24 protein-coding genes are annotated in these 26,250 nt (G+C 71.5%); 14 read left to right on the top strand and 10 right to left on the bottom strand.

What is annotated here, in order from left to right:
* Positions 1-10 precede the first annotated feature (10 nt).
* Both IE242_RS10795 and IE242_RS10790 read right to left on the bottom strand, forming a co-directional pair.
* Positions 11-580, bottom strand: coding sequence for a winged helix-turn-helix domain-containing protein (locus IE242_RS10795; RefSeq protein WP_189857830.1), 570 nt, complete (start codon positions 578-580; stop codon positions 11-13).
* A gap of 286 nt (positions 581-866) precedes the next feature.
* A complete protein-coding gene (locus IE242_RS10790; protein ID WP_189857828.1) occupies positions 867-1,904 on the bottom strand; it encodes an amino acid ABC transporter permease in 1,038 nt (345 codons plus the stop codon).
* 640 nt (positions 1,905-2,544) lie between these two features.
* On the opposite strand from IE242_RS10790, the gene IE242_RS10785 reads away from it, so the two are divergent.
* The 6 genes from IE242_RS10785 to IE242_RS10760 all read left to right on the top strand — a co-directional run bounded on the left by IE242_RS10785 (position 2,545) and on the right by IE242_RS10760 (position 8,061).
* Positions 2,545-3,672 carry an LLM class flavin-dependent oxidoreductase gene (locus tag IE242_RS10785; protein WP_189857826.1) on the top strand — a complete coding sequence of 376 codons (1,128 nt, stop codon included), beginning with the start codon at positions 2,545-2,547 and terminating at the stop codon, positions 3,670-3,672.
* Positions 3,669-4,178 (top strand): GNAT family N-acetyltransferase, encoded by a 510-nt coding sequence (locus tag IE242_RS10780; protein WP_189857824.1) that lies wholly within the window; start codon positions 3,669-3,671, stop codon positions 4,176-4,178. The genes IE242_RS10785 and IE242_RS10780 overlap by 4 nt, the downstream gene beginning before the upstream one ends.
* A complete protein-coding gene (locus IE242_RS10775; RefSeq protein WP_189857822.1) occupies positions 4,175-5,125 on the top strand; it encodes an ABC transporter substrate-binding protein in 951 nt (316 codons plus the stop codon). The genes IE242_RS10780 and IE242_RS10775 overlap by 4 nt, the downstream gene beginning before the upstream one ends.
* Before the next feature lie 21 nt (positions 5,126-5,146).
* Entirely contained in the window at positions 5,147-6,181 is a 1,035-nt protein-coding gene (locus IE242_RS10770; RefSeq protein WP_189857820.1) for an amino acid ABC transporter permease, read from the top strand.
* Positions 6,178-7,005, top strand: coding sequence for an amino acid ABC transporter ATP-binding protein (locus tag IE242_RS10765; protein ID WP_271208696.1), 828 nt, complete (start codon positions 6,178-6,180; stop codon positions 7,003-7,005). The genes IE242_RS10770 and IE242_RS10765 overlap by 4 nt, the downstream gene beginning before the upstream one ends.
* Positions 7,006-7,083: 78 nt before the next feature.
* Entirely contained in the window at positions 7,084-8,061 is a 978-nt protein-coding gene (locus IE242_RS10760; RefSeq protein WP_373299512.1) for an ABC transporter substrate-binding protein, read from the top strand.
* A gap of 177 nt (positions 8,062-8,238) precedes the next feature.
* On the opposite strand, the gene IE242_RS10755 is transcribed toward IE242_RS10760, so the two are convergent.
* Positions 8,239-9,567 carry a lipase family protein gene (locus IE242_RS10755; protein ID WP_189857816.1) on the bottom strand — a complete coding sequence of 443 codons (1,329 nt, stop codon included), beginning with the start codon at positions 9,565-9,567 and terminating at the stop codon, positions 8,239-8,241.
* Between the two features lie 446 nt (positions 9,568-10,013).
* On the opposite strand from IE242_RS10755, the gene IE242_RS10750 reads away from it, so the two are divergent.
* Positions 10,014-10,160, top strand: a complete 147-nt coding sequence (locus tag IE242_RS10750; protein ID WP_189857814.1) for a hypothetical protein — start codon at positions 10,014-10,016, stop codon at positions 10,158-10,160.
* Positions 10,161-10,638: 478 nt separating this feature from the next.
* Here the strand turns inward: IE242_RS10750 and IE242_RS10745 are convergent, their stop codons facing one another.
* Complete coding sequence (locus IE242_RS10745) at positions 10,639-11,394, bottom strand: TioE family transcriptional regulator (protein ID WP_189857812.1); 756 nt, start codon at positions 11,392-11,394, stop codon at positions 10,639-10,641.
* Positions 11,395-11,452: 58 nt separating this feature from the next.
* Between IE242_RS10745 and IE242_RS10740 the strand changes: the two genes are divergently transcribed.
* Positions 11,453-12,697 carry an erythromycin esterase family protein gene (locus IE242_RS10740; protein ID WP_189857811.1) on the top strand — a complete coding sequence of 415 codons (1,245 nt, stop codon included), beginning with the start codon at positions 11,453-11,455 and terminating at the stop codon, positions 12,695-12,697.
* A gap of 78 nt (positions 12,698-12,775) precedes the next feature.
* On the opposite strand, the gene IE242_RS10735 is transcribed toward IE242_RS10740, so the two are convergent.
* Both IE242_RS10735 and IE242_RS10730 read right to left on the bottom strand, forming a co-directional pair.
* On the bottom strand, positions 12,776-13,576 hold the full coding sequence (locus IE242_RS10735) for an SAM-dependent methyltransferase (RefSeq protein ID WP_189857809.1): 801 nt from the start codon (positions 13,574-13,576) through the stop codon (positions 12,776-12,778).
* Positions 13,577-13,690: 114 nt separating this feature from the next.
* Positions 13,691-14,143 (bottom strand): Lrp/AsnC family transcriptional regulator, encoded by a 453-nt coding sequence (locus tag IE242_RS10730; RefSeq protein ID WP_189857807.1) that lies wholly within the window; start codon positions 14,141-14,143, stop codon positions 13,691-13,693.
* Positions 14,144-14,283: 140 nt separating this feature from the next.
* Between IE242_RS10730 and IE242_RS10725 the strand changes: the two genes are divergently transcribed.
* Positions 14,284-15,288, top strand: coding sequence for a DMT family transporter (locus IE242_RS10725; protein ID WP_189857805.1), 1,005 nt, complete (start codon positions 14,284-14,286; stop codon positions 15,286-15,288).
* A gap of 37 nt (positions 15,289-15,325) precedes the next feature.
* On the top strand, positions 15,326-16,843 hold the full coding sequence (locus IE242_RS10720; RefSeq protein WP_189857803.1) for a carboxylesterase/lipase family protein: 1,518 nt from the start codon (positions 15,326-15,328) through the stop codon (positions 16,841-16,843).
* 30 nt (positions 16,844-16,873) lie between these two features.
* On the opposite strand, the gene IE242_RS10715 is transcribed toward IE242_RS10720, so the two are convergent.
* Positions 16,874-17,956, bottom strand: coding sequence for an S-methyl thiohydantoin desulfurase family protein (locus IE242_RS10715; RefSeq protein WP_189857802.1), 1,083 nt, complete (start codon positions 17,954-17,956; stop codon positions 16,874-16,876).
* Positions 17,949-19,532 carry a hydantoinase/oxoprolinase N-terminal domain-containing protein gene (locus IE242_RS10710; protein WP_189857800.1) on the bottom strand — a complete coding sequence of 528 codons (1,584 nt, stop codon included), beginning with the start codon at positions 19,530-19,532 and terminating at the stop codon, positions 17,949-17,951. The genes IE242_RS10715 and IE242_RS10710 overlap by 8 nt, the downstream gene beginning before the upstream one ends.
* Before the next feature lie 555 nt (positions 19,533-20,087).
* Here IE242_RS10710 and IE242_RS10705 point away from each other — a divergent pair.
* Positions 20,088-20,846: an aspartate/glutamate racemase family protein gene (locus IE242_RS10705; RefSeq protein ID WP_189857798.1), complete on the top strand. Its 759-nt coding sequence runs from the start codon at positions 20,088-20,090 to the stop codon at positions 20,844-20,846.
* Between the two features lie 81 nt (positions 20,847-20,927).
* Here the strand turns inward: IE242_RS10705 and IE242_RS10700 are convergent, their stop codons facing one another.
* Positions 20,928-21,521: an isochorismatase family protein gene (locus IE242_RS10700; protein WP_189857796.1), complete on the bottom strand. Its 594-nt coding sequence runs from the start codon at positions 21,519-21,521 to the stop codon at positions 20,928-20,930.
* Positions 21,522-21,694: 173 nt separating this feature from the next.
* On the opposite strand from IE242_RS10700, the gene IE242_RS10695 reads away from it, so the two are divergent.
* Positions 21,695-22,687, top strand: a complete 993-nt coding sequence (locus IE242_RS10695; protein WP_189857794.1) for a GlxA family transcriptional regulator — start codon at positions 21,695-21,697, stop codon at positions 22,685-22,687.
* A 169-nt stretch (positions 22,688-22,856) separates the two neighbouring features.
* Positions 22,857-23,321, top strand: a complete 465-nt coding sequence (locus tag IE242_RS10690) for a GNAT family N-acetyltransferase (RefSeq protein ID WP_189857792.1) — start codon at positions 22,857-22,859, stop codon at positions 23,319-23,321.
* A 42-nt stretch (positions 23,322-23,363) separates the two neighbouring features.
* Here the strand turns inward: IE242_RS10690 and IE242_RS10685 are convergent, their stop codons facing one another.
* Positions 23,364-24,404 (bottom strand): ROK family protein, encoded by a 1,041-nt coding sequence (locus tag IE242_RS10685; RefSeq protein ID WP_189857790.1) that lies wholly within the window; start codon positions 24,402-24,404, stop codon positions 23,364-23,366.
* Positions 24,405-24,739: 335 nt separating this feature from the next.
* Here IE242_RS10685 and IE242_RS10680 point away from each other — a divergent pair, with 335 nt between their 5' ends.
* Positions 24,740-26,053 carry an ABC transporter substrate-binding protein gene (locus IE242_RS10680; RefSeq protein ID WP_189857788.1) on the top strand — a complete coding sequence of 438 codons (1,314 nt, stop codon included), beginning with the start codon at positions 24,740-24,742 and terminating at the stop codon, positions 26,051-26,053.
* Positions 26,054-26,250: the final 197 nt, after the last annotated feature.

Genomic DNA, 26,250 nt, shown 5'->3' with positions numbered 1-26,250 from the left:
GGTGGTCTCCTCAGGGTCGGCGGCAAGGGCCGGTGCGGGGGTTTTCCTGCTGGTCGGGCACGTACCTGTACCCCACCCGCCGTACGGTGACGATCCGGTGCCGGTGAGCCTTGCCCAGCTTGCGGCGCAGGCGGGCGATGTGGACATCCACGGTGCGGCCGTCGCCGATGTGGTCGTAGCCCCAGACGGCGGCCACCAGCCGATCGCGCGCATGCACGTGGTGGGGATACCGGACGAGATGCGCCAGCAGCTCGAACTCCAGGTACGTGAGGTCGAGTTCGCGTCCGTCCAGCTCGGCGACACGGCGCTCGGGATCGAGGCGGACGGCATCGTCTCCCACCCACGGGGCGGGGACCGAGGCGGCGGGGGTGAACGGCCGGATCTCGGGCCGTGGCCTGTCCTCGGCGAAGAGCTCGGCGGGGTCGGTGCCCGCGGGGACGAGCAGGAGGTAGCCGACGAGCGGCGCGGACGTGTCTGCTCCGGCGCCGCTGTGCGCGGTGTCGCCCACCAGGCGCAGGTGGCGCGTGTCGGGGAGCGGCGGATCGTGTGGGGCGGCCTGGGCCGGAAGTGCCGTGGTCATGGCGGTGGTTGTCCCTCTGGGGTGGGTCGGCGTGAGCGCTTGATCGCCTGGGCGAGCAGGAGCGGGGCGGCACGGGTGACCGTGTGGGTCAGGTGCCTTACGCGCGACAGCAGGCGGCGCTGACGACGTGACCGAAGTCGACATGCCGACGACGAACGAGTCGTTGCTGCGTACGGGACATGTGCATCATCCTGCGCATCCTTGTTCGATGCCGTCAAGGCTTCCCTAGTAATTCGGTAGGAAAAGTGGGGAAGGTGTCTCCGGACCCGTCACCCGAGCACGCGGGTCACCGGTCGCGACCGGTCACCGGGCGGACGTCGGCGGCTGTCGCCGCACGCAGCCGGGCGCGTGCGGCGGCCAGACGACCGCGCAGCCGCCGCAGCGGAGTGGGCGGCAGCGCGCGGGAGTCGCCGCGCGCGTAGTACCGCTCGACGTAGTACTGGCCCGTGCTGAGCACGCTGGTGACCGCGATGTACCACAGGGTGGCGACCATCAGCAGGGGGATGATCTGGTAGGTCTGGTTGTAGATCAGCTGCACCGAGTACAGCAGGTCGTGCACCGCCAGCACGCTGACGATGCTGGTGCCCTTGAGGGTGCCGATCAGCATGTTCCCGGCGGTCGGCACGATGGAGCGCATCGCCTGGGGGACGACGATCCGGCGCAGGGTGCGGCGCCTGCTCAGACCGAGTGCCTGGGCGGCCTCGGTCTGACCGGGGTCGACGGAGAGGATGCCGCCGCGCACCACCTCGGCCGCGTAGGCGGTCTCGTGCAGGGTCAGGCCGATGACGGCGGTGAGGGTGGGGCCGAGCAGGTTCACCGTCTCGACGGTGACGAACTGCGGGCCGAACGGGATGCCGAGGCCGAGCGTCGGGTACAGGGCGCCGATGTTGAACCAGAACAGCAGCTGCACCAGCAGCGGAGTGGACCGGAAGACCCACACGTAGCCCCAGCTCAGCGTGCGCAGCACCGGGTTGGCGGACAGCCGCATCACCGCCAGCACCGTGCCGAGCAGAAAGCCGAGCACCATGACGACGCCGGTCAGCCACAGGGTCAGCAGCAGTCCGTCGAGCACGGCGGCGGTGGTGAAGTACCGGCCCACCACGTCCCATTGGAAGGCTTCGTTGCGGATCACGGAGTTGAGCACCATCGCGAGGACCAGCAGCGCGGCGGCGGCGGTCGCCCAGCGACCGGGGTGCCGGCGCGGCACGATCCGCGGCAGGTCGGGACCGGGGGCGCCGTACGCCCGCGATGTGTCCACCGGGCCGACCGGGTTCGCTGAGTCTGTGGAGGCAAGGGCTACATCGACGTCAGAAGGCGTGGTCATGGGAGGCACTCCGGGGGAGAGGGACGGCAGATGTGAATGACCACCCGGTGGCACTCGTGGGGGAACGCAGCGACACGAGGGCTGCGCAGGTCTCCCTACGACTACGGTGCGGCCGGGGCCGGCGTCGTCACGATCGCCGCGTCCCTCAACGCGGCCGGAAGGGCTGCCGCGCGGGGCGGAGCCGGTCCGCCGTCGATCGTATGCGGGCACGGCGCGGACGTGTCAACACGGCGGGGACAGGGGGCGGTAGAGGATCGGCCCAGGCGGTCCGGCATCCGGGCGCCGCTTGACGGAGAGCGTGACGTCCTGCTCAATTGGTCGCATGAACGCCCAGCAGCGCTTGGTCTCGCGCGATCACATCGACTTCGGTCGGGTGTGGTCCGCCGCGTGTTGCGCCTGACTCGGCAGCGGGCCGTCTGATCGGCCCTTCCCTCCCTCGGTGAGCCCGTACCCGTCGCGGGCCGAGTTCTCTCTTCGTGCGCGCTGCCGCAGCACCGCATCTCCCGACGCCCGGCGTCGTCACACCCGCACCGACTCGTCCTTCTGACGAGCAGTCACTCCCGTCTCCAGGCCGCGGCGCACGGCCTTCCTGCCGTGTCCGCGTGCGGTCTCCTCCAAGAGGCTCCGAAAGGCCACTCCCATGCCAGTGGATTTCCTCGGCATCGCCGCCACCAACGACGGATCCGAAACCACCCCGCGCTCCGGCGCCGCCTTCGACAAGGAGTACACGCTCCGGCTCGCCCGGGCGCACGAGGACCACGGCTGGGACCGCGTGCTGTTCGCCTACGGGTCGGGGTCGCCGGATCCCGCGCCGGCGGCCGCGTACATCGCGAGCCGGCTGGAGCGCCTGCAGATCCTGCTGGCCCACCGGCCCAACGTCTCCTGCCCCACCTTCGCCGCCAAGACGTTCGCCACCCTCGACCAGATCAGCGAGGGGCGGCTGACCGTGCACTTCATCACCGGCGGCAACGACCACGAGCAGGGCCGCGAGGGCGACACCCTCACCAAGGACGAGCGCTACGCCCGCACCCGCGAGTACATCCGGATCGTCAAGAAGATCTGGACCACCCGCGAGCCCTTCGACCACGAGGGCGAGCACTACCGCTTCCACGACTTCGTCAGCGACGTCTTCCCCGTCCAGCAGCCCCGCCCGGACGTCTCGTTCGGCGGTTCGTCACCCGCCGCGTACGCCGCCGGGGGCGCCGAGGCCGACATCTACTGCCTGTGGGGCGAGCCCCTCGCGAAGACCGCCGAGCAGATCGAGCACGTCAAGGCCGCCGCGAAGGCCGCGGGCCGCACCGACGTCCCGCGCATCCAGGTGGCGTTCCGCCCGATCATCGCCCCGACCGAGGAACTGGCCTGGGAGAAGGCCCACCGCACGGTCGGTGCCATCCGCGAACGGCGCGAGGCCGGCCTCGTAGGGCACCACCGCAGCGGCGCCCCCGAGAACACCGGCTCCCAGCGGCTGATCGCCATCGCGGAGGCGGGGGAACGCTACGACCGCGCCCTGTGGACCCCGACCGCCGCCGCGACCGGCGGCGCCGGCAACTCCAACGCCCTGGTGGGCACCCCCGAGACGGTCGCCCAGGCGCTCCTCGACTACTACGACCTCGGCGTCGACATCCTCTCCGCCCGCGGCTACGACCTGCTCGGCGACGCCATCGACTTCGGCCGGTACGTCATCCCGATCGTCCGCGAGGAGGTCGCCAAGCGCGACGCCGAGCGGGCCGCGCGCGGAACGCGGGCCTTCGCGGCGGTGCACGGATGACGTCCGCCCCCGAACTGACGGTCGTCCACGTCCCGCCCTCCGACCCGCGCGTCAGACCCCTGCTGCACGAGCTGGGCCACGAGTACTCGACGAGGTACGGCAAGGACGCCCATGCCGAACTCGCCCGCTACCCCGACGAGGAGTTCACCGAACCGTACGGCGGTCTGCTGCTCCTGCTGCTGGAGCGCGGCGCACCCGTCGCGGGCGGTGCCTTCCGCCGTTACGACGCGACCACGGCCGAACTGAAGAGGATCTGGACGCACTCCACCGGCCGCCGCCGCGGCCTCGCCCGCCGGGTGATCGCCGAACTGGAACGCGAGGCGGGCGCCCGCGGCTACCGGCGGATCCACCTGACCACCGGGCCACGCCAGCCCGAGGCCCGCGGCCTGTACCTGGCCACCGGGTACACACCGCTGTTCGACACGACCGCCGACCCGGAGACCATCGGCCCGCTGGCGTTCGAGAAACACCTCAGCATCAGCACAGGAAAGGCCACCACCCCGTGAACCTCCCCAGGATCGGATCCCGCCTGCGCCCCGCCGCCCTCGCTCTGCTGCCGCTCCTCGCCCTGACCGCCTGCGGCTCCGGCGACACCGGCGCGACGGCGGCGGCGGGCGCCCAGGCCTCTCCCGCGCCGACCGACGACCCGGTCGCCGCCGTCCACAAGGTGGACTCCGTCGCCGCCCTGCTCCCCGCCGACGTACGCGAGGAGGGCACGCTGCGGGTCGGCAGCTCGGTCGGTTTCCCGCCCGGGGCCTACTACCCGAACGGTTCGGACAAGGCGCCCGAGGGCCAGGACATCGACCTCGCCGACGCGGTGGCCAAGGTCCTCGGCGTGAGGCTGGAGCGGCAGGACGCCTCCTTCGAGACGATCCTGCCCGCCCTCGGCAGCGGCAAGTACGACGTCGGCACCGGCAACTTCGGCGTCACCACCGAACGCCTGAAGACCATCGACTTCGTCACCTACATCAACGACGGCCAGGGCTTCGCGGTGAAGAAGGGCGACACCGCGCTCAAGAAGGTCACCGACCTCACCCAGCTGTGCGGGCTGACCGTCGGCACCGGCGCCGGCACCACCTTCGAGACCACCCTCGAAGCGCAGAAGGGCGTGTGCGCCGAGGCCGGCGAGAAACCGTACGACGTGAAGGTCTACTCGGAGAACGCGGCGACGCTCACCGCGCTCCAGCAGGGCCGCATCGACGTGATCATGTCGACGATCAACGGCCTCCGTCACCAGGCGTCCCAGCCCGCCTCCGGGACCGCCTTCCTCGGCGAGTACCACCGTCTCGACGTCGGCTTCGCCTTCAAGAAGGGCTCCCCGCTCACCAAGGCCTTCCAGGCCGCCGTCAACGAGCTGATCGAGGACGGCACCTACGCCCGGATCCTCGAGAAGTGGGGCACCTCCGCCTCCGCGATCGAGACGTCGCGGATCAACCCGCCCGAGCACAGATAAGACCTGAGCAGGAACACCACGATGACATCCACCACCGACGCCGCACCGCCCGGCGCCACCTCCTCGGGCACCGGCCCCGAACCCCCGCCCGCCCCGCACGATCCGGACCCGGCCTCCCTCAGGGTCGTCCCCGCCCGCCACTACGCCCGGTGGGCGGCGGCCGTCGCCGTGGTCGTGCTGGTCGCCCAGTTCGCGCACGGCCTGGCCACCAACCCGGTCTGGGAGTGGGGCGTCTTCCGCGACTACGTCCTGTCCGAGACCATCGTCGAGGCGGTGTGGGTCACCCTCCAGCTCACCGCCTACGCCACCGTGCTCGGCTTCCTCCTCGGCACCGTGCTGGCCTTCATGCGGCTGTCGCGCAGCCCGGTGCTGCAGACCGTCGCCTGGACCTACATCTGGATCTTCCGGTCCATCCCGATGATCGTCCAGCTGGTGTTCTGGTTCAACCTGAGCGCGCTCTACGAGGAGCTGGGCGTCGGCATCCCCTTCGGGCCGGTGTTCTGGTCCGTCGACAGCAACAGCCTCCTCGGCACCATCGGCGCGGCCGTCATCGGCCTGACCCTGCACCAGGCCGCCTACGCCGCCGAGATCGTCCGCGGCGGCGTCGTCTCCGTCGACCACGGGCAGCTGGAGGCCGCCGCGGCGCTGGGCATCCCCCGGCTGCGGCAGATCCGCCGGATCGTGCTGCCCCAGGCCATGCGCGCCATCCTGCCCACGGCCGGCAACGAGATCATCGGTCTGCTCAAGGGCACCTCGGTGGTCTACGTGATGGCCATCGGCGAGCTCTTCTACCAGGTCCAGGTCATCTACGGCCGCAACGGCCGGGTCATCCCGCTGCTGCTGGTCGCCACCGCCTGGTACGTCGTCCTCACCTCGCTGCTGTCGGCCGCCCAGTACTACGTGGAACGCCGCTACGCCCGGGGCGCCAACCGCACACCGCCGCCCACTCCGTTCCAGCGCGCCCGCCGCTTCCTGCGCGACCTGCGCGCGGCGGCGGCCCGGCGCACCGAACCCGTCGTACCCCGCAAGCCCCTGCCCCTGGGAGACAGCCGATGAGTGAGACGAGTGAGGTGATGGTGGACGTCCACGGCGTCCACAAGAGCTTCGGCCCGCTGGAGGTGCTGCGCGGAGTGGACCTCCAGGTCCGCGCCGGCGAGGTCACCGTGATCCTCGGCCCCTCCGGCTCCGGGAAGTCCACGCTGCTGCGCACCATCAACCACCTGGAGAAGGTCAGCCGCGGCTGGATCAGCATCGACGGCGAACTCATCGGCTACCGCCGCTCGGAGGACAGAAGGGCGGCCCGAAGGGCCTCGGCTGAGGGCGGTGGTGGGCGACGGGCGGGAAAGCTGCACGAGCTGAAGGAGAAGGACGTACTGAAGCAGCGCACCCACATCGGGTTCGTCTTCCAGAACTTCAACCTCTTCCCGCACCTGACCGTGCTGGAGAACCTGGTCGAGGCCCCGGTCTCCGCGCTGCGCCGGCCGCGTCGGGAGGCGGAGGAGACGGCCCGCCGGCTGCTGGACCGGGTCGGCCTCGCCGACAGGGCCGACGCCTACCCGCGGCAGCTGTCCGGCGGGCAGCAGCAGCGCGTGGCCATCGCCCGCGCGCTCGCCCTCGAACCGAAGGTGCTGCTCTTCGACGAGCCCACCTCGGCGCTCGACCCCGAACTGGTCGGCGAGGTCCTCGACGTCATCAAGGACCTGGCTCGCACCGGAACCACCATGATCGTCGTGACCCATGAGATCGGCTTCGCCCGCGAGGTCGCCGACACCGTGGTGTTCATGGACGGCGGAGTCGTCGTGGAACAGGGGCCGCCCGCGGCCGTCCTGGACGACCCACAGCAGGAACGCACCCGCGCCTTCCTCTCCAAGGTCCTCTGACCACCCTCCCCCTTCCCTTTTCCTTCCTTCCCTTCCCTTCCTCGCACAAGGCACCCAAGGAGAACGACCGTGACCACCCTGACCGCCCGCCGTCGCACCGCCACAGCCGCGCTCGGACTCGCCACCGCCCTCGTCCTGGCCGCCTGCGGCAACCCCGACGACGGCGGCACGACCGAGGTCGCGGCCACGTCGGGTGCCAAGACGAAGATCAACCTCAGTCCCGACCAGGACCGCGTCACCACGGACAAGGTCGACTCCATAGCCGCCGAGGTCCCGGAGGAGATCCGGGAGAGAGGCACCCTGGAGATCGTCGACTCGTCCGGCTCCGCCGCGCCGCTCACCTTCCACGCCACCGACAACAAGACCGTCATCGGCGTCGAGCCCGACATCGCCTCCCTGGTCGCCGACGTCCTCGGCCTGGAGCTGCACATCAACACCGTCTCCTGGGAGAACATCTTCGTCGGCCTGGACAGCGGCAAGTACGACGTCGGCTTCAGCAACATCACCGTCACCGAGGAGCGCAAGGAGAAGTACGACTTCGCCACCTACCGCGAGGACAACCTCGGCTTCGAGGCGAAGAAGGGCAGCGGCCTGAAGGTCACCGGGCCCGCGGACGTGGCGGGCAGGACGGTGGCGGTGAGCAGCGGCACCAACCAGGAGAAGCTGCTGATCGAATGGAGCGAGGAGAACGAGAAGGCCGGCCGCGAGCCGGTGGACATCAAGTACTACCAGGACGAGAGCGACACCTACCTCGCCCTCCGGTCCGGCCGCATCGACCTCTACCTCGGCCCCAACCCGACCGCCGCCTACCACGCGGCCACCACCGGCAGGACCGAGGTCGTCGGCACCTACTCCGGCGCCGGCGACACCCTCCAGGGCCTCATCGCGGCCACCACCAAGAAGGACAGCGGCCTGGTCGAGCCGCTCGCCGACGCACTGGACCACGTCATCGAGAACGGGACGTACGCCGAGGTGCTGAAGCGCTGGGGCCTGTCCGACGAGGCCGTGACCAAGTCCGAGATCAACCCGCCCGGCCTGCCCAGGACCGACGAGTAGCGGTGGTGAGCCGGCTGTCCACGGACCGCTCCGGCACCGACCTGCTGGAGACCTGCACCCCGAGGAGCGGATCACGTGTCACGTCGCCCTGAACAACGCCTCCCGGCAGTACCTCGCCGCCCTCACGACGAGAGAAGCCCATGTTGTCCGTGAGGGAGGTCGGGGTATCCCGCGGGGCTACTCGGTGAGTCGGGGCAGGATCCACTCGATGAGCGTCGGGGAGACGGAGCCGTGTGCGGAGTTCCTCCCGTCGCAGCGGAAGGCGTCCAGCGCGTACCGGCCGGGCGTCAGCCCGGTCAGGTCGGTGCACAGCTCGTCCGGCCAGGCCGTCGTGCCGCCCTCCAGCGCGATCGCGCTCACCGACGGGACGAAGCAGCTCACACGGTGCGTTCCGTCGATCGGGAGCCAGAGCCCGTCGGTGAGCGTCCCGAAGGTGGTCAGTGTGCCGCCCGGCGCCCCGTCGAACGGCGCGACGGCGCTGGTGTCGCTGTGCCACGCGCGCGCACCGAGGAACGTGTGTCCCACCGGCTGCCGGGTGCCCCGGTCCGGCTGGAACCGGACCTCCATGCCCGTCACACCCGGCAGGGTGTAGGTGACCGCCACTTCGCCGGGCGGCAGCGGACGGCCCCTCCCGTCACCCCGGCCGTTGGCCACGCCCAGCTTCTCCGGCAGGTGCGGGAAGCCGCCCATCCGGTCGAGTTCCGCCATGAGCTGCTCTCGCAACGGGTTGCCGGTCACCGGTCCCGAGGTGGTGGCGTCGGGCACCCAGCCCCACAGGAGCTGCTGTGCCGCCGGGCTGCGCAGCAGAGCGGCCCGCGGGGGTACGCCTTTCTCCGGGGGCAGCGACGCCTCGTAGATGTACGCGAGCTGCTGGAGGACCAGCGGAATCCAGGCGCCGTTGTGCGGAGTGTCGTAGGACAGGTATGTACGGGTGCGGTGGTCCATGTGCTGGTCCTCGAGCTCGGCCAGCGCGTACCGGGTGATCAGGCCGCCCGTGCTCACCCCGCCGACCGTCAGCGGCCGGCTGCCCGGCAGTTCGGCGATCGCCCGCTGGATGCACGCGATCGCCACCCCGGCGTTGACCTGGACGCGGGTGTGCCGGGCGGCGAAGCCGAGCAGGATGACGTCCGTGCCCGCCTCGAGCAATTGGTCCAGGAATCCGGGCGTCCCCTTCGCGTACGGCTTGTTCAGGTGCCGCCACAGGCCGGGCAGGTCGCTCGGACCGTGGCCGAACCCGTCGGCGAAGACGAACGGCCGCATGAGCCCGCGGTGGCGCGGGCTCAGATACACGTCGGCCCTCCCGGTCGCCCGCTGTCCCTGGTACGGACGGCCGGTCAGCTCCCAGCGCACCGGCGCCCGACGAGGCTGTGCGCCGCTCCTGTCCAGCCGCATCCCGAACCAGGGACCCTTCGGTATGTGCTTGGCCAGCTCCCTGCGCCAGCCGGCGGGCAGTTCCACCGGCGTTTCGGGCCCTGTCACTTCTATGTCGATCCTCGGTTCGGTCACGGTCGGCCCCTCTCCTTCTCACGGGAGGTGGTTCTTCCGCCAACAGCCCCACAACCGGAAGGCTCCGTCAAGCCCACCACTCCGTGTGGCCGCTCCTCACGGTGACAGGTGACAGCGTTGCTTCGGCGGCTGCCGTTCTCCGCCGGAGCAACGCCTGCTGTACGCGTTCCACTGTCAGCTGTGGGGCCGTGGCCGGCTCAGGTGGGGCACCGGTCTCATCGTGCGGGCCGCTGTTGCAGGGCTGATTGCAGCAGCCGCCGCAGTGGGAACCGGATGCCGCCGGGTGGATGCCCGCAGGGTGCTGTACCGGTTAGGTTGTGGACGACCGCTTCGCACGGGGGAGTCGGTGATGGGTGATCACACGACGTCCGGGACGCTGCGTTTCGAGGTGCTCGGCCCGCGAGCAGGCCCGAGCACACGCGGGAATCGCCGCCACCCACCACGCGATGCATGATCGCCACGGAGCCCGACGCCACTGGGAGGACGCCCTGCGCCTCTACACCGACCTCGGGGTCCCCGACGCCGACTCCGTCCGCGCCCAGCTGGCCGCGCTCTCTCCCGACCGCGGTTCCGTGCATCGTGCTCCGGCGTGACGTCAGCCGTTGCGCTGCCTTCCCGCGGTGAGCGGGCGGCACCGCCTCGCGGTCGCGTCTTCTGTGACCGCTGTGGCTGCTGGGCGAGGCAGGCCGGTACGAGGAGGCGCTCACCCATGCCGCGACCCTGCCCGCGGACCAATGCGGTCCGACCGGGGCCACCGCCCGGCTCCCGGAGAGGTCCGGGCGCGTCGAAGAGGCCATCGGCCCGCTCCGGGCAGGCGGCGGCGAGCGGTCTCTGGGGCTGGTCGACCTCCTGGCCGGGCGGGTCCGCGCCGCGTCAAGCGATCGCCGGCATGCCCTCGCTCTCCGCGCTCCACGAGGCGGCCCGGCGGCGTGACGCCGCCCACCAGGCCGCCCGTGGTCCTGGTGACCCCCGTTGCGGAACTCGTTCCGGGAGCGGGGCGGCACCGGCGGACGGGTACGCCGTGACGGCACCGTCGGTGACTGTTGTCCTCCTCGGCCGTCGACCGAGGTCTCATCCGCGCGCGCGGAGGTACGCCTCCAGCTCCGCGGCCCCGGTCAGCATCGCCCGCCCGCGGGCGGACAGCCGGCCGTGCCAGTCGCACAGTGCGGCCTCCAGCGGCTCCAGCCCGCCGGCCGCCCGTACCTGGGCGATCAGCGGGGCGATCTGCTCCAGCAGGTAGCCACCCCGTCGGAGCTGGTGGGCCAGCCGGGCGTCCCGTACGTCGGCCGCGGAGTAGACGCGGTACCCGGTCCGCCGGTCGCGGCGCGGGCGCACCAGCCCGGCACGCTCCCACTTGCGCAGCGTCGCGGGCCGGATCCCGAGGGTCCTGGCCAGCGGTCCGATGAAGGTGCCGTCCGGCCCGGACGTCACGGCCGGCCCGGCCCCCGCCGCGCCGGGCGGCTCGGGCGCCGTGGTGGGGTCCAGGTCGCGGAGGGCGCTCTCCACGGCCCGGAGGGTCCGCCGGTCGTCGAGGAGCTGGGCGTGGCTCTCGTCGATGAGGCGGAACGCCTCGTCGACGGCGTCCTCGTTCACGGCCCGCATGACCGACGTCGCCGTCCGGTGGCCGTGGCCGGGCACCAGGGCGAGGAACGCGCGCAGGGCCGCCGCGTGCAGCGAGGTGTAGACGCGGTAGCCGTGGGGTGTGCGGTCGGCGGCCGGGAGGATGCCGGCCTCCTCGTAGTTCCTGACCGCCTGCGTCGACAGACCGTGCCCGCGTGCCAGATCGACCGGTCGGAGCCGCTCACCGTTTTGAAGGTTTCGTCCCACGGAGGCGACGCTATCGCGGAAAAGTTTCCATCGTAAGTTCAACGATAGCGTTGACGGTATGGCTGATGACGTGAAGGACACCGCCCGTGCCGTCGAGGCTGCCGCCGTCATGGGGCTGCTCCCGGTCCGGCCCCGGCTGCTCGCCCTGGGCGAGCCCACCCATGGCGAGGAAACCCTGCTCGAGCTGCGCAACGAGCTCTTCCGGCAGCTCGTCGAGCAGGAGGGCTACCGGACCATCGCGATCGAGAGCGACTGCTTGGCGGGCCTGGTCGTGGACGATTACGTCACCTCGGGCACGGGCACCCTCGACGAGGTCGTGGAGCGCGGGATCAGCCACGGCTGGGGCGCCTTCGCGGCCAACCGTGAGCTGGTGCGCTGGATGCGTGCCCACAACGACGGCCGGCCCGCGTCCGAGCGGATCCGTTTCGCGGGTCTCGACGGCCCGCTGGAGATCACCGGCGCCGCGAGCCCCCGGCAGGCCCTCACCGCGCTCCACGGCTGTCTCGCGGCCCGGGTGGACGCGGACCTGCTCCCCTGCACCGCGGAGACACTCGACCGCCTGCTCGGCGCGGACGACCGGTGGACCGATCCCGCCGCGATGAGGGACCCGGCCCGGTCCGTGGGGCAGTCGGCCGAGGCCGGCCGGCTGCGGCTGCTCGCCGACGATCTGGTGGCGCTGCTCGACACACAGACGCCGCACCTGATCGCGGCCACCTCGCGGGACGACTGGGACCGGGCGCGCCTGTACGGGCGCACCGCCACCGGCCTGCTGCGCTACCACTACTGGACGGCCGACCCCTCACCGGCCCGCATGACGAGGCTGTGCGCGCTGCGGGACGGGATGATGGCCCACAACCTCCTCGCCGTCGCCGCTCGGGGCCCGGCACTCGTGCACGCCCACAACTCCCATCTCCAGCGGGTGAAGAGCTCGATGCGGATGTGGCAGGGGCCGGTGGAGTGGTGGAGTGCCGGTGCGCTGGTGAGCGCCCGGCTCGGCGACGAGTACGCCTTCCTGGCCACGGCCGTCGGCACGATCCGGCACCAGGGGGTGGACACGCCGCCGCCGGACACCGTCGAGGGAATCCTGTACGCCCTCCCGGAGGACCGGTGCGTCGTGGACGCCCCGCGGCTGGCCACCGCCCTCGGGGACACGCGGCCCGCGCCCCGCGAGTCCCCCTGGTTCGGCTACGCCCCGCTCGACCCGGCCCACCTGGCGGACAGCGACGGGATCCTGTTCGTCAAGGACGTCACGCAGAGCCAGGGCCCTGTCCGAGGTGTCCGAGGTGTCCGAGGGGGCAGGTGACAGACCGGTCGGCGGACCGGCCGTGAGCGCCAGGAAGGCCGCGAGCCACCGGACTTCCGGTGCTCCGGCAGCGGGCGCTCAGGGCTTGCGTGCGACGCCGCAGAACGCGACCTCGGCTGTGGTCTCCCGGGGCCGGCTGGGATCCGGACGCCAGGCGGTGCTGGACACGGCCCCGGGCGTCACGAGGTCCAGTCCGGCGAAGAAGGAAGCGATCTCCTGTGGGGACCGGAGGTGATAGGTGTGCACCGACTGCCGGTTGTACGCCTCGACCGCCCTGCTGAGCGCGTCATTGGTGTTCGTGCCGTCGCTCAGGGCCAGAAAGCTGCCCGAAGGCAGGCCCGACATCAGGGCGGCCACCAGCTCCGCGGGACGGTCGGCGTCGGCGAGCTGTCCCATGATTCCCAGCATGGTCAGAGCGACCGGCTTGTCGAGATCCAAGGTGGCGGCCGCTTCGGCGAGGATCCGCGCCGGGTCCCGCACATCAGCGTCTACGTAGGCGCAAGCTCCCTCGGCGCTCGTCGTCAGGAGCGCCTGCGCATGTGTCAGGACAAGGGGGTCGTTGTCGACGTAGACGATCCTGCTCTCCGGCGCGATGCGCTGGGCCAGTTCATGTGTGTTGTCCGCGGTGGGCAGCCCGGCGCCGATGTCGAGGAACTGACGGATGCCGGCCTCGCGCACCAGGAAGTCGACGGCCCGCGCCAGGAACCGCCGTTGCTGCCGCGCGACGGACGCGAACTCCGGGAAACTGGCGAGGATGACGTCGCCGAGCTCGCTGTCGACGGGGTAGTTGTCCTTGCCGCCCAGCAGGTAGTTCCACACCCGGGCGGAATGCGGGCGGTCGGTCCGCAGCCTGGCTCTCAACTCATCGGTCTGATCCATGGGGACAGCCTCACATGGAGTCAGGTGAAGCACCGGTGAAGCCCTGCGGAATCGGTGCGCACACCGATCACGCGGACACTCGCTGCCCCCGCGCACGAGGGATCACCGCTCGCGTCACGTCGGGCCGATGACCTTTCTGCGCATGTGCCCGTAGACCACCGACGTCCGCACGTCGGCCAGTTCCGGGCGCTTCGTCAGCTTGTCCAGGACCACCGCGTGCAGATGGTCGGTGTCGCGGACGGCGACGTGCACCAGGAAGTCGTCGTTCCCGGTGAGGACGAAGATCGAGATCACTTCGGGCATCCGCTCGAGGAAGGCCTGGAAGGCCTCGATCACCGCACGCGTCGGCGGGCGGACCCGTACGGCGATCACGGCCTGCAGCCCGCGGCCGATCGCCGCGAGGTCGGCCTCCGCGTGAAACCCCGTCAGAATGCCGCGCTGACGCAGTGATCGGATGCGTTCCAGACAGGTGGACGGGGCGATACCCAGTGCCTGGGCCATGTCCCGGTTGGTCCGCCGACCATCCTCCTGGAGCATCCGCACCAGCGCCGAATCTAGTTCGTCCACGCTTGCCTCACCTTGTCGATTTCCGAAGCTAGTTCGGATTCTAAGCACCGCCTTCGATGATCTGGCTAGCCTCACCCCCGGTCGGCTGACGTTCATTCGGCCATGGTGTGTCCGGTGCTGGTGGAGAGGGGTGACTTCAGATGCGTACACGAGGGCCCGGCATGGGGGCGGTGTGCGCGGTCGTGGCGGCCGCGCTGTTCTGGAGCAGTTCGTACGCGGTGACCAAGCGGGTGCTGGAGGACGCCGGCCCGCTCACCATCGGCGCCGTCAGGTTCACCCTCGCGGCCCTGCTGCTGGGCGTGATGGTACGGCTGCACCGGCACCGCCCGGCCCGGCCGGACGCACGGCAGCGGCGGCTGCTCTTCCTGAGCGGATTCCTCGGCATCACCGTCTACTTCATACTCGAGAACGTCGGCGTCGATCTGTCCACGGCGGCCGACGCGTCCCTGATCGTGGCCACGTACCCACTGATGACGATGCTGCTGGAACTGCTCGTCCTCCGCTCCCGGATGCCTCTGCCGCGGGTGACGGGCGTGCTGCTGGCCACCGTCGGCGCCTTCCTCGTCGTACGCAACGGAGCCGAGGTGGGCGGTGGTTCACGCTGGACGGGAGACATGCTCCTGCTGCTCGGCGGGCTGGCCTGGGCCGGCTACAACGTGCTCGGCAAGCGCGCGAGCGCCGGCCAGACCGCCATGGGCGTCACCTACTACCAGACCCTGGCGGGCGCGGCCGGTTTCCTCCTCGCCTCCCTGCTGGAGGCCGGTGACTGGCGCATACCGGACGCGACGGCCTCCGCGCTGCTCGTCTACCTGGCGGTGGCGTGCTCGGTCGGCGGCTTCCTGCTCTACAACCACGGTCTGCGCAGGATGGCGTCGAGCGTCGCCGTGAACATCCTCAACCTGGTCCCGGTCTTCGGTGTCATCGGCGCCGTCGTGATCAACGGAGAGCCGATCCGGCCGGCCCAGGCCACGGGCGGCATCGTCATCGTCGTCGGGGTGGCGCTGGGCATGTTCGAGCGGGGGCAGGGAGCCACCGCCACGGCGAGGCCGGACGCGGGTGGGGCCGAGCCTTCCGGGACCCCTCCCGGGACCGTGGACGCACAGGCCGGCGGCAGCCGGAACGATCACGTGACCGGGCGGGTGTGAGTGCGGGCCGCAGGAGGCTGTGGGAGGGTTGCGGCGCATGAGCGACAACTCGTGGGTGGGTACGGAGTTCGAGACGACGAGCGGCCGTGTGCGCGGCCGGCCGGTCGACGGTGTGACAGCCGTCCTCGGCGTCCCGTACGCCGCTGCTCCCTTCGGCCCCGGCCGTTTCCGTGCACCGCGGCCCGTACGCGGCTGGAGCGCACCGCGGGACTGCACGAGCTTCGGGCCCGTCGCGCCGCAGTCCGCGGAACTGCCCGGTGCGCCGGTGTGGCGCCCCGGGGACGAGGACGTCCTCACCGTCAACGTGTGGGTACGGCAGCAGCCGGCCGCCGGGCCGCTGCCGGTGCTGTTCTGGATCCACGGCGGCGCGTACACCTTCGGCTCCTCCGCGCAGCCGGACTACGACGGCACCGCGCTCGCCCGTACCGGAGTGGTCGTGGTCAGCTGCAACTACCGGGTCGGCTTCGAAGGCTTCGGCCATGTGCCGGGCTTCCCGGACAACCGCGGGCTGCTCGACCAGGTGGCCGCCCTGCGCTGGGTCCGGGAGAACATCGCGGCGTTCGGTGGCGACCCCGGCAATGTCACGGTCGCCGGGCACTCCGCCGGAGCGGGCTCGGTCGTCTGCCTGATGGCCATGGAACAGGCACGCGGGCTGTTCCGGAGGGCCATCGCCCACAGTGTGCCGGGCGCCTTCTTCACCGTCGAGGTCGCCGCGGCGATCGCCTCGAGGATCGCGGCCGAGGCCGGGGTGGCCCCGACGGGCGACGGCCTGCTCTCCGCCTCGCCGCAGGAGCTGGTGGCCGCCTCCGACAAGGTCGCCGGACAGTGCGCCGACGACCCCGTGACGCCGGCTCAGGCGTACGACCCGGTGGTGTTCCAGCCCGTCGTCGACGGCGACGTACTGCCCGTGGACCCGCTCTCCGCGCCGGCCGCCGGCACCTCCCGCGACGTGGACCTCCTGGTGTGCCACACCCTGGAGGAGTACTGGTTCCTGCACGAGGTCGGGGGCGTGCGGGAGGTGACCTCGGAGCCGGAACTCGCGGACTTCGCCGAGGCCCTCGGTCTCCCCGCCCGGCTGCTCACCGGATACGGTGCGCTGATGCCCGGCGCCCCGGTGCTCGACCGCTATCTCGCGCTCTTCGGCGACGCGCAGTTCGGCGAGTACGGCAGCCGGCTCGCCGAGTACCACACGAGAGCCGGCGGCCGCGCGTATCTCTCCCGGTTCGCCCGCAGGCGCGTCACTCCGGACGGCGAGGCCAGACCCTGGCACACCGCCGACATCCCGTTCGCGTTCGGCAACCTGGACGCGGACGGCGCCGCGTTCCTCATCGGAGGCGTCCCCGACGAACAGGACCGGGCCCTGTCCCGGCGCATGCTTCGCGCGTGGGCCGACTTCGCGGCCTGCGGCGACCCGGGCTGGCCCGCGGTCACCACCGACGCCACCCCGGTGAAGTCCTGGGCCGTCCCGGGCGACCACGTGGCCGACGACGACACCTCCGACGTGCGCGCGCTGTGGCGGGGAATCCCGCTCGGCCTCCTGCGGCTCCGGCCGTGATGCGGGAAGGGGCGCGAGGCCACACCGCGCTCACCCCACGTCGGTGACGGACAGCGGCACGTAGTCGTGCGCGTAGCCGAAGTAACCGGGCCCGGCCAGCGCCAGTCCCTCCGGGCTGCGCCAGCGGGGGTCGCAGGGCGCGCCCAGGACGCTCACCCGGAGGCCGTAGCGCAGGGTCTCGGTGGTGACCGGCTCACCGGTGTCGGTGTCGAGCACGCAGATCAGGTCGGGGACGCTGACCACGACCTCGCCGTCCCGGGCGGCGACCAGGTTCTCGTTCTGGAAGGACAGCTCCAGCGTCGCCCCGGTGTCGCCGGACAGCCCGGCGAGCCGGGCCGTGCCCCGGGCGAAACCGCCCCGGGTGCTGCGCAGCACATCACTGATCCGGCCGGTGAACACCAGCCGTCCGCGAAGGACGGCGGCGGCCGCCGCCACGGGGTCGCCGCGTTCCGTACGGGCCTCGCGGACGGCCCGTCCGACCCGCTCGCACAGCGACAGGGTGCCGGGGACCATGTGGTCCTTGACCTGGCGTCCGGTGAGCACATAGAGGCTGACGGCGGCGGTGCAGCCCATCTCGACGGTGGAGGCGCGGGCCAGCCGCTCGGCCCAGACGTTGTCGGCGGTGCGCAGGACGACGGCGTTGCCGCGTTCGTCGGCCAGCGCCATCGGGGAGGCCGGCACGCCGCCGAGGGTGGGGAGGAGCATCTGCAGTTCGGGGAAGGCGCGGCCCATGCCGTCGGCGTCGATGAGCGGCACCCCGGCCTCGGCGGCGGCCACGAACGGGGTCATGGAGTTCAGCCCGCCGGCCTCCAGCGACACGGTGTGGGTGGCCCGGCGGCCGAGGAGTTCCTCGACGGCGCGCAGCGCCGCCAGGAGCTCGTCACCGGCGGGCAGCTTCTCCAGTACGACGGTGGGCGCACCCATGAACGCGGTGGGGATCACCAGCGCCCCGTCGTCGATCTCGTCGACGCCGACCAGGGCGACCGGCCCGTGCCTGCCCAGCGCCCGCTGGGCCAGCAGCCGTCCGATGTACGGGTCGCCGCCGCCTCCGGCGCCCAGGACGGCGGCACCGCGGGCCAGATCGGGCAGGTGCTCGGCGGTGATCTCACGCATCGTGGCCTCCCGGGTACACCGCGCCGCCGTCCAGGTTCAGCTCCCCGACGGCCTTGACCCGTACGCGCGTCGCGTTGCCGGGCAGGTAGGCCAGCGGGACCTCCTCCACATCGACGATCTCGACCGACCCCGGCCGCGCACCGGCGGCCACGGCACGGTCGGCGGCCTCCTGGCGGGCCTCGTCCAGAACGGCGTCGCGCCGCTGCGCCACGATCGGGTAGACCCGGTCGACCTCGCCGCCGACCTGGGCGATCGCCGCGCCGATGGCGTTGGCGACGGCGAAGTGGTCCGGGCGGACGACGCGGGAGACGCCTGCGAGGTCCCCGGGCATGAGGATGCTGCCACCGCCGACGGCCACGACGGGCACCGGCTCGGCGGAGACCCGTACACGGTCGACGGCCTCGGCGAGCCGCTCGTCGATCTGCTTCAGGGCGGCGACGGCCACCGACCGGTCCAGGCGGGCCACCAGGGAGGCGTCGCCGACGTCGGCGCGTCCGCCGGCCACCGCGGCATCGGTGGCGGTCAGCCGGGTGCCGCCGAAGACCAGGGCCTGCCGGGTGAGCCGGTGGCCGATGCTGGCGGGGCCGACCGTGACACCGTTCCCCTCCCGGACGACATGGCTGCCGCCGCCGAGGCCGATGGACAGCACGTCCGGCATACGGAAGTTGGTCCGTACCCCGGCCACGCTGACGTCGGCGGACGCCTCGCGCGGGAATCCGTTGCGCAGGAGGCCGACGTCGCTGGTGGTGCCGCCGATGTCGACGACGGCGCAGGAGGACAGCCCGGACAGGAACGCGCCGCCGCGCATGGAGTTGGTGGGGCCGGAGGCGAAGGTCGCCACCGGGTGGCGGCGGGCGTGGTCGACGTCCATCAGCGTGCCGTCGTTCTGGCTGAGGAACACCGGGGCGCCGATGCCGGCATCGGCGACGGTCCGCCGCAGACCGGCCGTGACCTGGTCGGCGAGGTCGCGCAGGGCCGCGTTGACGACGGTGGCGTTCTCGCGGCCCAGCAGGCCCGTCCGGCCGATCTCGTGGGAGAGGCTGACGGGGGCGCCGGGCAGTCGCTCGGCGATGATCTGCGCGGCCCGGGTCTCGAACTCGGCGTTGACCGGGGAGAACACCGAGGACAGCGCGAAGGAGGTGGCGCCGGCCTCGACGGCCCGGTCCAGGACGGTGCGGAACTCCGTCTCGTCGAAGGCCGCGATGGGGCTGCCGTCGTACTCGTGGCCGCCCCGGCACAGGTAGCCGTGACCGTCGATGGCCGACACCAGCCGCTCGGGCCAGTCGACCAGCGGCGGCAGGGCGCGGGTGGCGGGCAGGCCGAACCGGATGGCGGCGGTCCGTGCCAGGCGCTCGCCCTCCACCAGCGCGTTGGTGAAGTGTGTGGTGCCGATCATCACCGCGGTCACGGTCGCCGGGTCGAAGCCCGTGGCCTGCCTGAGGTCGCCGATCGCGGTGACGATGCCGCCGGAGACGTCGGCCGTGGTGGCGGCCTTCGCGGCACCCAGCACCCGATCGCCGTCGATCAGGACGGCGTCCGTGTTGGTACCGCCCACGTCGATGCCCAGTCGGAGCATGGGGTGTCCTTTCCCGTGTTCTCCCGGCCGGTCGGCCGCCGGGGCGGGGCGGTGCCGACCCCGCCCACGGCGGCCGAACTGCGCGGCCACCAGGTACGGAACGAAGGCCGCGGCCACCAGGTCGACCGATGGCAGGCCCCCGGTCGACCGACGGCAGACCTTCAACGGCATGCCTGCCCACGAGCACGGCGGCCGCCCACACCACGAGCGAGACCGGCACCCGGGTGGGCGCGCTGCCGGGCAGGACGCCGGCGGCGCGGTGCGCGGGTCGCGAGGTGTGGGGCGCCTGTCGCGGATCGCGTCCAGGCCGGGGCGCCAGGTACGGGCCGGGAAGCACCCCGGGACGCGAGCGTGGGCGTCATGGCCTGCGGAGACCGCCATGGCAACTCCAACGGGAGAGAGGCTTCGAGGGCGGTTACGGGAAGGGTAGGGCGGGCGGTCCGGCCGGTCATCGTGCATCCGGCCCAACAGGACCGGGCAGCCGGGCACCTTGTGGCGGTGCGGTCTCCGCGCGCAGCCTGGAAGGAACGCCCTCCCCGGCATGCTGGAGGCGCTGTGAAGCTCACCGTTGTGGTGCCCGTCATCACCGACGCGTTGACGGATGAGGTCCGCGCGGACGCCGGTTCCTGGGTCTCCTCCGGTACCGAGGTGGAGGTCCGCCGTATCGCCCGGGGTACCGAGTCCATCGAGTCCGAATACGATATGGCGCTGGCCGGGCCCGGCGTCCTGGAGGCCGTCCGGGAGGCCTCGGACGGCGGCGCCGACGCCGTCTTCGTCAGCTGTTTCAGCGACCCGGCCGTGCACGCCGCCCGGGAGATCGTGGACATCCCGGTGGTCGGCGGCTTCGAGCCCGCCGTGCTCACCTCGCTGGCGCTGGGCGAGCGGACGGGCGTGATCACCGTGCTGCCCGACATGGTGCCCCTGCTGCACGGCCTCGTCCGCCGCTACGGGCTGGCCGGGCGGATCGGCACGATCCGCACCGTCGGCATCCCGGTCCTGCACCTGCGTGCCGGGGCGGTCGGCGCAGGTGCGGGACCGGGAGGGACGGGCGGGGCAGACCTGCTGGACGCCCTGACCGAGCAGGCCCGCGCCGCCGTCACCGCGCGGGAGGCCGACGTGATCGTGCTCGGCTGCACCGGCATGCTCGGCGTCGCCGCCGCCCTCCAGGAACGGCTGGCCCGGCAAGGCCCCTTCGTCCCTGTCGTCGATCCCACCGCTGCCGCGCTCACCTGGCTCGAGACGCAGGTGCGGCTGGGGCTACGGCCGAGCCGCACCACCTACCTGCCGCCCCGCCGGAAGAACCGCGTCAGCTGACCGAACCGCCGTCGGGCGGCGGGAGTTCCTGCCCTCTGCGGGCGCGTTCCCGGTGTCCCCCGCCCAGGAGGCGGGGGAGCGTCACCCGACGATGTCCTTCTCCGACGGGACGACGACCCCGTACAGGTCGGCGATGGTGGCGAGGGCGCTGTGGTGCACCTGGCCGGCGTCCAGTTCGACGCCCGTGACGGGCAGCGAACGGGTGGCACAGGCATCGGCCACGACAGTGGGGCGGTTGCCCCGCAGGAAGGCGCCCTGGGCGGTGAACGCCACACACATGTGCGTCATAAACCCGGCGATGACGAGGTCGTTCCTGCCCGCGGCGTCGACGTGCCGGTCCAGGTCCGTACCGAGGAAGGCGTTCGGGAACTGCTTGACGACGACGGGCTCGCCGTCGACCGGCGCGACACTCGGGTGGATGGCGCCGATCTCGGCCCGGATGTCGTAAGGGGTGCCCTCGCCGCCGTCGTTGACGACGTGGACGACCTTCGTGCCGGCCTGGCGGGCCCGTGCCAGCAGCCGGGCGGCGGCGTCGAGCGCGGCCTGCCAGCCGTCCAGTTCCATCACGCCGGTCGTGTAGGTGTTCTGGTAGTCGATGAGGACCAGCGTCGCATCGGAGAGCCGTGCGGGCGTGTCGTCGAGGCCGTTGAGCCGGCGCAAGGTCGTTCTGGGCATGGGGCACCGCCTGCGGGTCGGGTGTTGGGTGTTGGGTGTTGGAGAAGCAGCCCACCGGTGCGGTGACCTGCGCCTACGACGCTATGGCCCACCACAGTGTGTCGGCAATGTCGTCTAACATGCAGAAACCGACATCGCCGTCGGACATCGCTGTCGCCGACCGTGGGGGGTTTGTGAACGCCGTCCGACGACTGATCGTCATCGTCCTCTTCGCAGGCGTCGACCTGCTCGACGTCACCGGACCACCCGAAGTGTTCTCCCTCGCCCGGCGCGAGACGGACGAAGCGGCCGGCTACGACGTGGTCCTCGCCGCCGAGACCATGGACCCGGTCACCACCGCCGCCGGGGTCCGCATCCTCCCCGACACCACTTTCGAAGCTCTCTCCACGAAGAGCATCGACACCCTCGTCGTACCCGGCTCGGTCGAGGTCGACAGCCGGCGCCGCGTCCGTCCGCTCACCGATCCCGCCGTGGTGCGGCGGGTGAGGCAACTCGCCGGCCGTACGCGCAGGATCACGTCCGTCTGCGTCGGAGCGCACATCCTCGCGGCCGCCGGACTGCTCGACGGCAAGCGCGCCACCACCCATTGGTCGACCGCGCAGCAGCTCGCGGCCGACCATCCGGCGGTCGAGGTCGACGCCGATCCGATCTTCATCCGCGCAGGCGATGTGTGGACCGGCGCGGGGATCAGCGCCTGCCTCGATCTCTCACTCGCCCTCATCGCCGACGACCTCGGCGAGGCCGTCGCGCTGCGGGTCGCCCGGCAACTCGTGATGTATCTCAAACGGCCCGGTGGACAGAGCCAGTTCAGCGTTCCCCTCGCCCAGGTCTCCACGACACGGCGCATCGAGGACCTCCGCCACCACATCATGCGCTCCATCGGCGAACCGCTCACCGTCGCCGACCTCGCCGCACGCGCCCACGTCAGCGACCGGCAGCTGACCCGGATCTTCAAGACCGAACTCGGCATGACCCCGTATGCCTATGTCGAGTCGGTCCGCGTCGAGATGGCACGCAACCAGCTCGAATCCACCGATGCCACCCTCGAACGAGTGGCGTCCACGTGCGGATTCGGCACCGTCGACACCCTTGTCCGGGCTTTCCGCCGCAGGCTCGACACGACACCGACCGAGTACCGGCAGCGGTTCCGGACCGTCCCCGGCTGAGAAGACCGGCCCCGCAGGCCGGGGGAGGGGGCGGTCCTGACCGGCTGCACAGCGACTGCCGTGGCAGCCGGCCGTACAGCAACCGCCGTAGCAGGCTGGAGCCGTCCGGTCACCATGCCCGTCCCCGCCCGTCCGCTGCCGCGCTTCTCGTTCCTGTCAGACTGCCCGGATGATCGTCAGACTCGCGAAAGAGCAGGATTTCCCAGGCTTCCTCGGCCTGGCCGCCCAGGTCGAGCACTGGTTCGGCCCGATGGTCGAGGACACCGGCTTCCATGACGCGGTGCGCCGGCACATACGTCGCTCCACGGCGCTCGTCGCTGCTTCCGCGGAGCCGGATCTCCTCGGCGGGTTGCTGTTCGGGACGAAGGCGCCGACGTATCACGTCCACTGGCTCGTCGTGTCGGAGCAGGCGCGGGGTAGGGGCGTCGGCCGCGCGCTGATGGCGGAGGCGATGCGCAGGTGGGTGCGGAGCCCGGCCGGTATCGAGGTGGTCACCTTCGGGGCCGACCACCCCGGTGCTTCCGTCAGCGGCGCACGCGTGTTCTATGAGCGCCTCGGCTTCGTCCCCGCCGAGGTCGTCGGCCCGGGGCCGGAAGGCGGTTCCCGGCAGGTCTTCCGCCGGGCCGTCACCTGACGCACACGACGCCGGCCCGGATGGACTCCTTCCTCAGATGTCTCACCGGCTTCCGGCGACGGGTACGTGTACGGGCACGGGCACGGTGGCTGGTGCTGCCGTCTCCGCCGCCAGAACCGCTGCGCCGACCAGGCCGGCGTCGGGCCCCAACGCGGCCGGTACGACCCGTAGACGGCGCAGGAACGGCATGGCCGCGTAGCGCCGCAGGTGGTGGCCGAGCGGGCCGAAGAGCACCTCGCCGGACTGGGCGACACCGCCGCCGACCACGGCGACGTCGATCTCGACCAGCGCCGCCGTGGCGGCGATACCGGCGGCCAGGGCGCGGGCCGCGCGGTCGAACGCCGCGAGCGCCGCCGGGTCGCCGGACCGCGCCGCCGCGGCGACCGTCGCCGCGTCCGCCGCCGCGTCCGCCGTCCGGGGCGGCCGCCAGCCGAGGGCGAGCGCATGGCGGGTGATGGCCGTGCCGCTGGCGATGCCCTCCAGACAGCCGTCGGCGCCGCACGGGCAGGGTTCGCCGTCGAAGTCGACGCTGATGTGCCCGAGATGACCGGCGTTGCCCGTGATGCCGTGGTGCACCTTGCCGTTGAGTATCAGACCGGCTCCCACGCCCGTGGACACCACCAGGCAGAGCGCGTTCGCGTGGCCGCGTGCGGCACCGTGGCGGTGCTCGGCAGCGGCCATCGCCACGGCGTCGCCCGCCAGTACCACGTGCTTCTGCGCGACAGCGGCGACGGCGGCGACAGCAGGATGCGCGCCGACGGACTCGGTCAGTGGGAAGTCGCGCCAGGCAGGGATGTTGACGGGGCTGACGGTTCCGTGCGTCAGGTCGACCGGGCCGGCACTGCCGATGCCCAGCGCGCGGACGTGGTCCCACCGCGGGTGAGTGGCCAGGGCGTCCAGCACCTCGTGCACGGCGCCGAGGAGTGTGCCGGCGGATTCCCGCGCGGGGGTGGCGCGGCGCGTGTGGTGGACCAGGGTGCCGTCCGGGGCGACCAGCGCCCCCGCGATCTTCGTTCCGCCGATGTCGAGGGCGGCGGTCAGGACATCGCCCGGGCGCGGGGCAGCGACCTGGTGACTACTCATGGTGATGGTCCTTCGATGGATGGTGGGCGCGAACTCGGACAGGACGGCATCGCATCCGACCATCTCCCGACAACGTTGTCCAGGCTTTGTCGCCCTCAACTGGAACGACGCGCCGAACCTCGCTTCCATTTAGTCAATGTTTAGTAAAACGCCTGATCAGGGCCCTGAAAATGCGGGAAATCAAAGTGGACCGGTCTATGGACATGGCCGCGAAGTTACGTCTACGTTGAGCGCTCGTCAGGCCGGGAGGGCGGGAGCCGACGCGGCACCCCTCGGCTCGATATCGGCTTGACATCGGCTTGACACCGGAAGATGTGGAGCGAGAGGTGGCGGGGATGCGGAGAAAATGGGTGGTCCTCGTGGCCGCGACCATGGTTGCGGCCACGGCCTGTAGCGGGCAGAGCGAGGGCGAGCGTGGCGAGGTCGCCGCTCCGCCGAGCGACCCGGCGAAGGTGTCGGGCGAGATCACGGTGCTGACCAACCGGACGGACCAGATATCCGACGGCACGCTGAAGAAGTACGCCGATGAGTTCGGCAAGGTCTATCCGCGCGTGAAGGTCAAGTTCGAGGGCCTGACCGACTACGAGGGCGAGACCAAGATCCGGATGAACACCGAGAACTACGGTGACGTCCTGCTGATCCCCAACTCCCTCTCCATCGAGCAGTACCCGAACTTCTTCGCCCCGCTGGGCGAGGCCGGCGAACTGTCCAAGAAGTTCGACTACACCGACCACGCCACCGTGGACGGCAAGGTGTACGGCCTGTCCAACATCGGCGTGGCCAACGGGTTCGTCTACAACAAGGCGGTCTGGGCGAAGGCCGGCATCACCGACTGGCCCGCCACCCCCGAGGAGTTCGTCGCCGACCTGGAGACGATCAAGTCGAAGACCGACGCCGTTCCGTACTACACGAACTACAAGGACGGCTGGCCGCTCACCAACTGGACGAACGGCATCGGCTCGCCCGAGTGCGACCCCGGCGCCTACGACTCGCTGGCGACGACCGAGAAGCCCTGGAGCGAGGGCTCGGACCTGTACGCGATCGACAAGCTCCTGTACACGATCGTCGACAGGGAACTCGCCGAGCCGGACCCGACCACGACCAACTGGGAGGACTCCAAGTCGCAGATCGGGACCGGCAAGGTCGCCTCGATGTGGCTGGGCTCCTGGGCGATCTCCCAGACGCGGGCCGCGGCGGAGGCGGCCGGCGAGAACCCGGACGACCTCGGGTTCATGCCGTTCCCCGGTCAGAAGGACGGGAAGTTCTGCTCGGTGCTGCGGCCCGACTACCAGTACGCGGTCAATACCCACTCCGACAAGAAGGCCGCCGCCCGTGCGTGGATCGACTGGTACATCACCAAGTCCGGCCAGTCGGCGGCCGAGGGTTCCATCTCCTCGGTGAAGGGCGCCCCGCTGCCCGACACGCTCGAAGCGTTCTCCGACAACGATGTCACGCTGATCCCGCAGCACCAGAGGAACAAGGCCGAGATCGACGGCATCGACAAGGCGTCCGAGATCGGCATCACCTCGCAGCAGTACCGGCAGAAGCTGGTGGACGTCGCCCGCGGCGCGGCCGACGGGGACATGGACAGCTACTTCGCCGAGCTGAACGGCAAGTGGGCCGAGGCTCGGCAGACCCTCGGCGGCTGACGGCGCCGCGGCACGGTGCCGCTGTGATCAGGGTGCTCAGAGGTGCCGCCGCGAACAAGGTCGACGTGCCCACGGCCGCACCGTGACTGCGCACGGGTTGCGACCACTGCGCCCACCACAGCACCGACCACCGTGCCGCCGCTTCGCAGGGTGCCCTCCTGACGCCCGTCCTACGTCCGTCCGCCACCCGCCCGGGA

It is taken from the genome of Streptomyces poonensis, assembly GCF_014650915.1.
GTDB lineage: Bacteria > Actinomycetota > Actinomycetes > Streptomycetales > Streptomycetaceae > Streptomyces > Streptomyces poonensis.
The sequence above is the reverse complement of the archived record's forward strand: the minus strand, read 5'-3'. Positions and strand labels throughout refer to the sequence as shown.

Coding starts and splice junctions, on each gene's coding strand:
- IE242_RS10710 (WP_189857800.1), bottom strand. CDS start 19,532: ATGCTCCGACTGGGCATCGACGTGGGCGGTACCAACACGGACGCCGTC.
- IE242_RS10765 (WP_271208696.1), top strand. CDS start 6,178: ATGAGTGAGACGAGTGAGGTGATGGTGGACGTCCACGGCGTCCACAAG.
- IE242_RS10680 (WP_189857788.1), top strand. CDS start 24,740: ATGCGGAGAAAATGGGTGGTCCTCGTGGCCGCGACCATGGTTGCGGCC.
- IE242_RS10790 (WP_189857828.1), bottom strand. CDS start 1,904: ATGACCACGCCTTCTGACGTCGATGTAGCCCTTGCCTCCACAGACTCA.
- IE242_RS10750 (WP_189857814.1), top strand. CDS start 10,014: ATGCATGATCGCCACGGAGCCCGACGCCACTGGGAGGACGCCCTGCGC.
- IE242_RS10685 (WP_189857790.1), bottom strand. CDS start 24,404: ATGAGTAGTCACCAGGTCGCTGCCCCGCGCCCGGGCGATGTCCTGACC.
- IE242_RS10735 (WP_189857809.1), bottom strand. CDS start 13,576: ATGGATCAGACCGATGAGTTGAGAGCCAGGCTGCGGACCGACCGCCCG.
- IE242_RS10715 (WP_189857802.1), bottom strand. CDS start 17,956: ATGCGTGAGATCACCGCCGAGCACCTGCCCGATCTGGCCCGCGGTGCC.
- IE242_RS10690 (WP_189857792.1), top strand. CDS start 22,857: ATGATCGTCAGACTCGCGAAAGAGCAGGATTTCCCAGGCTTCCTCGGC.
- IE242_RS10720 (WP_189857803.1), top strand. CDS start 15,326: ATGAGCGACAACTCGTGGGTGGGTACGGAGTTCGAGACGACGAGCGGC.
- IE242_RS10700 (WP_189857796.1), bottom strand. CDS start 21,521: ATGCCCAGAACGACCTTGCGCCGGCTCAACGGCCTCGACGACACGCCC.
- IE242_RS10785 (WP_189857826.1), top strand. CDS start 2,545: ATGCCAGTGGATTTCCTCGGCATCGCCGCCACCAACGACGGATCCGAA.
- IE242_RS10795 (WP_189857830.1), bottom strand. CDS start 580: ATGACCACGGCACTTCCGGCCCAGGCCGCCCCACACGATCCGCCGCTC.
- IE242_RS10725 (WP_189857805.1), top strand. CDS start 14,284: ATGCGTACACGAGGGCCCGGCATGGGGGCGGTGTGCGCGGTCGTGGCG.
- IE242_RS10780 (WP_189857824.1), top strand. CDS start 3,669: ATGACGTCCGCCCCCGAACTGACGGTCGTCCACGTCCCGCCCTCCGAC.
- IE242_RS10770 (WP_189857820.1), top strand. CDS start 5,147: ATGACATCCACCACCGACGCCGCACCGCCCGGCGCCACCTCCTCGGGC.
- IE242_RS10740 (WP_189857811.1), top strand. CDS start 11,453: ATGGCTGATGACGTGAAGGACACCGCCCGTGCCGTCGAGGCTGCCGCC.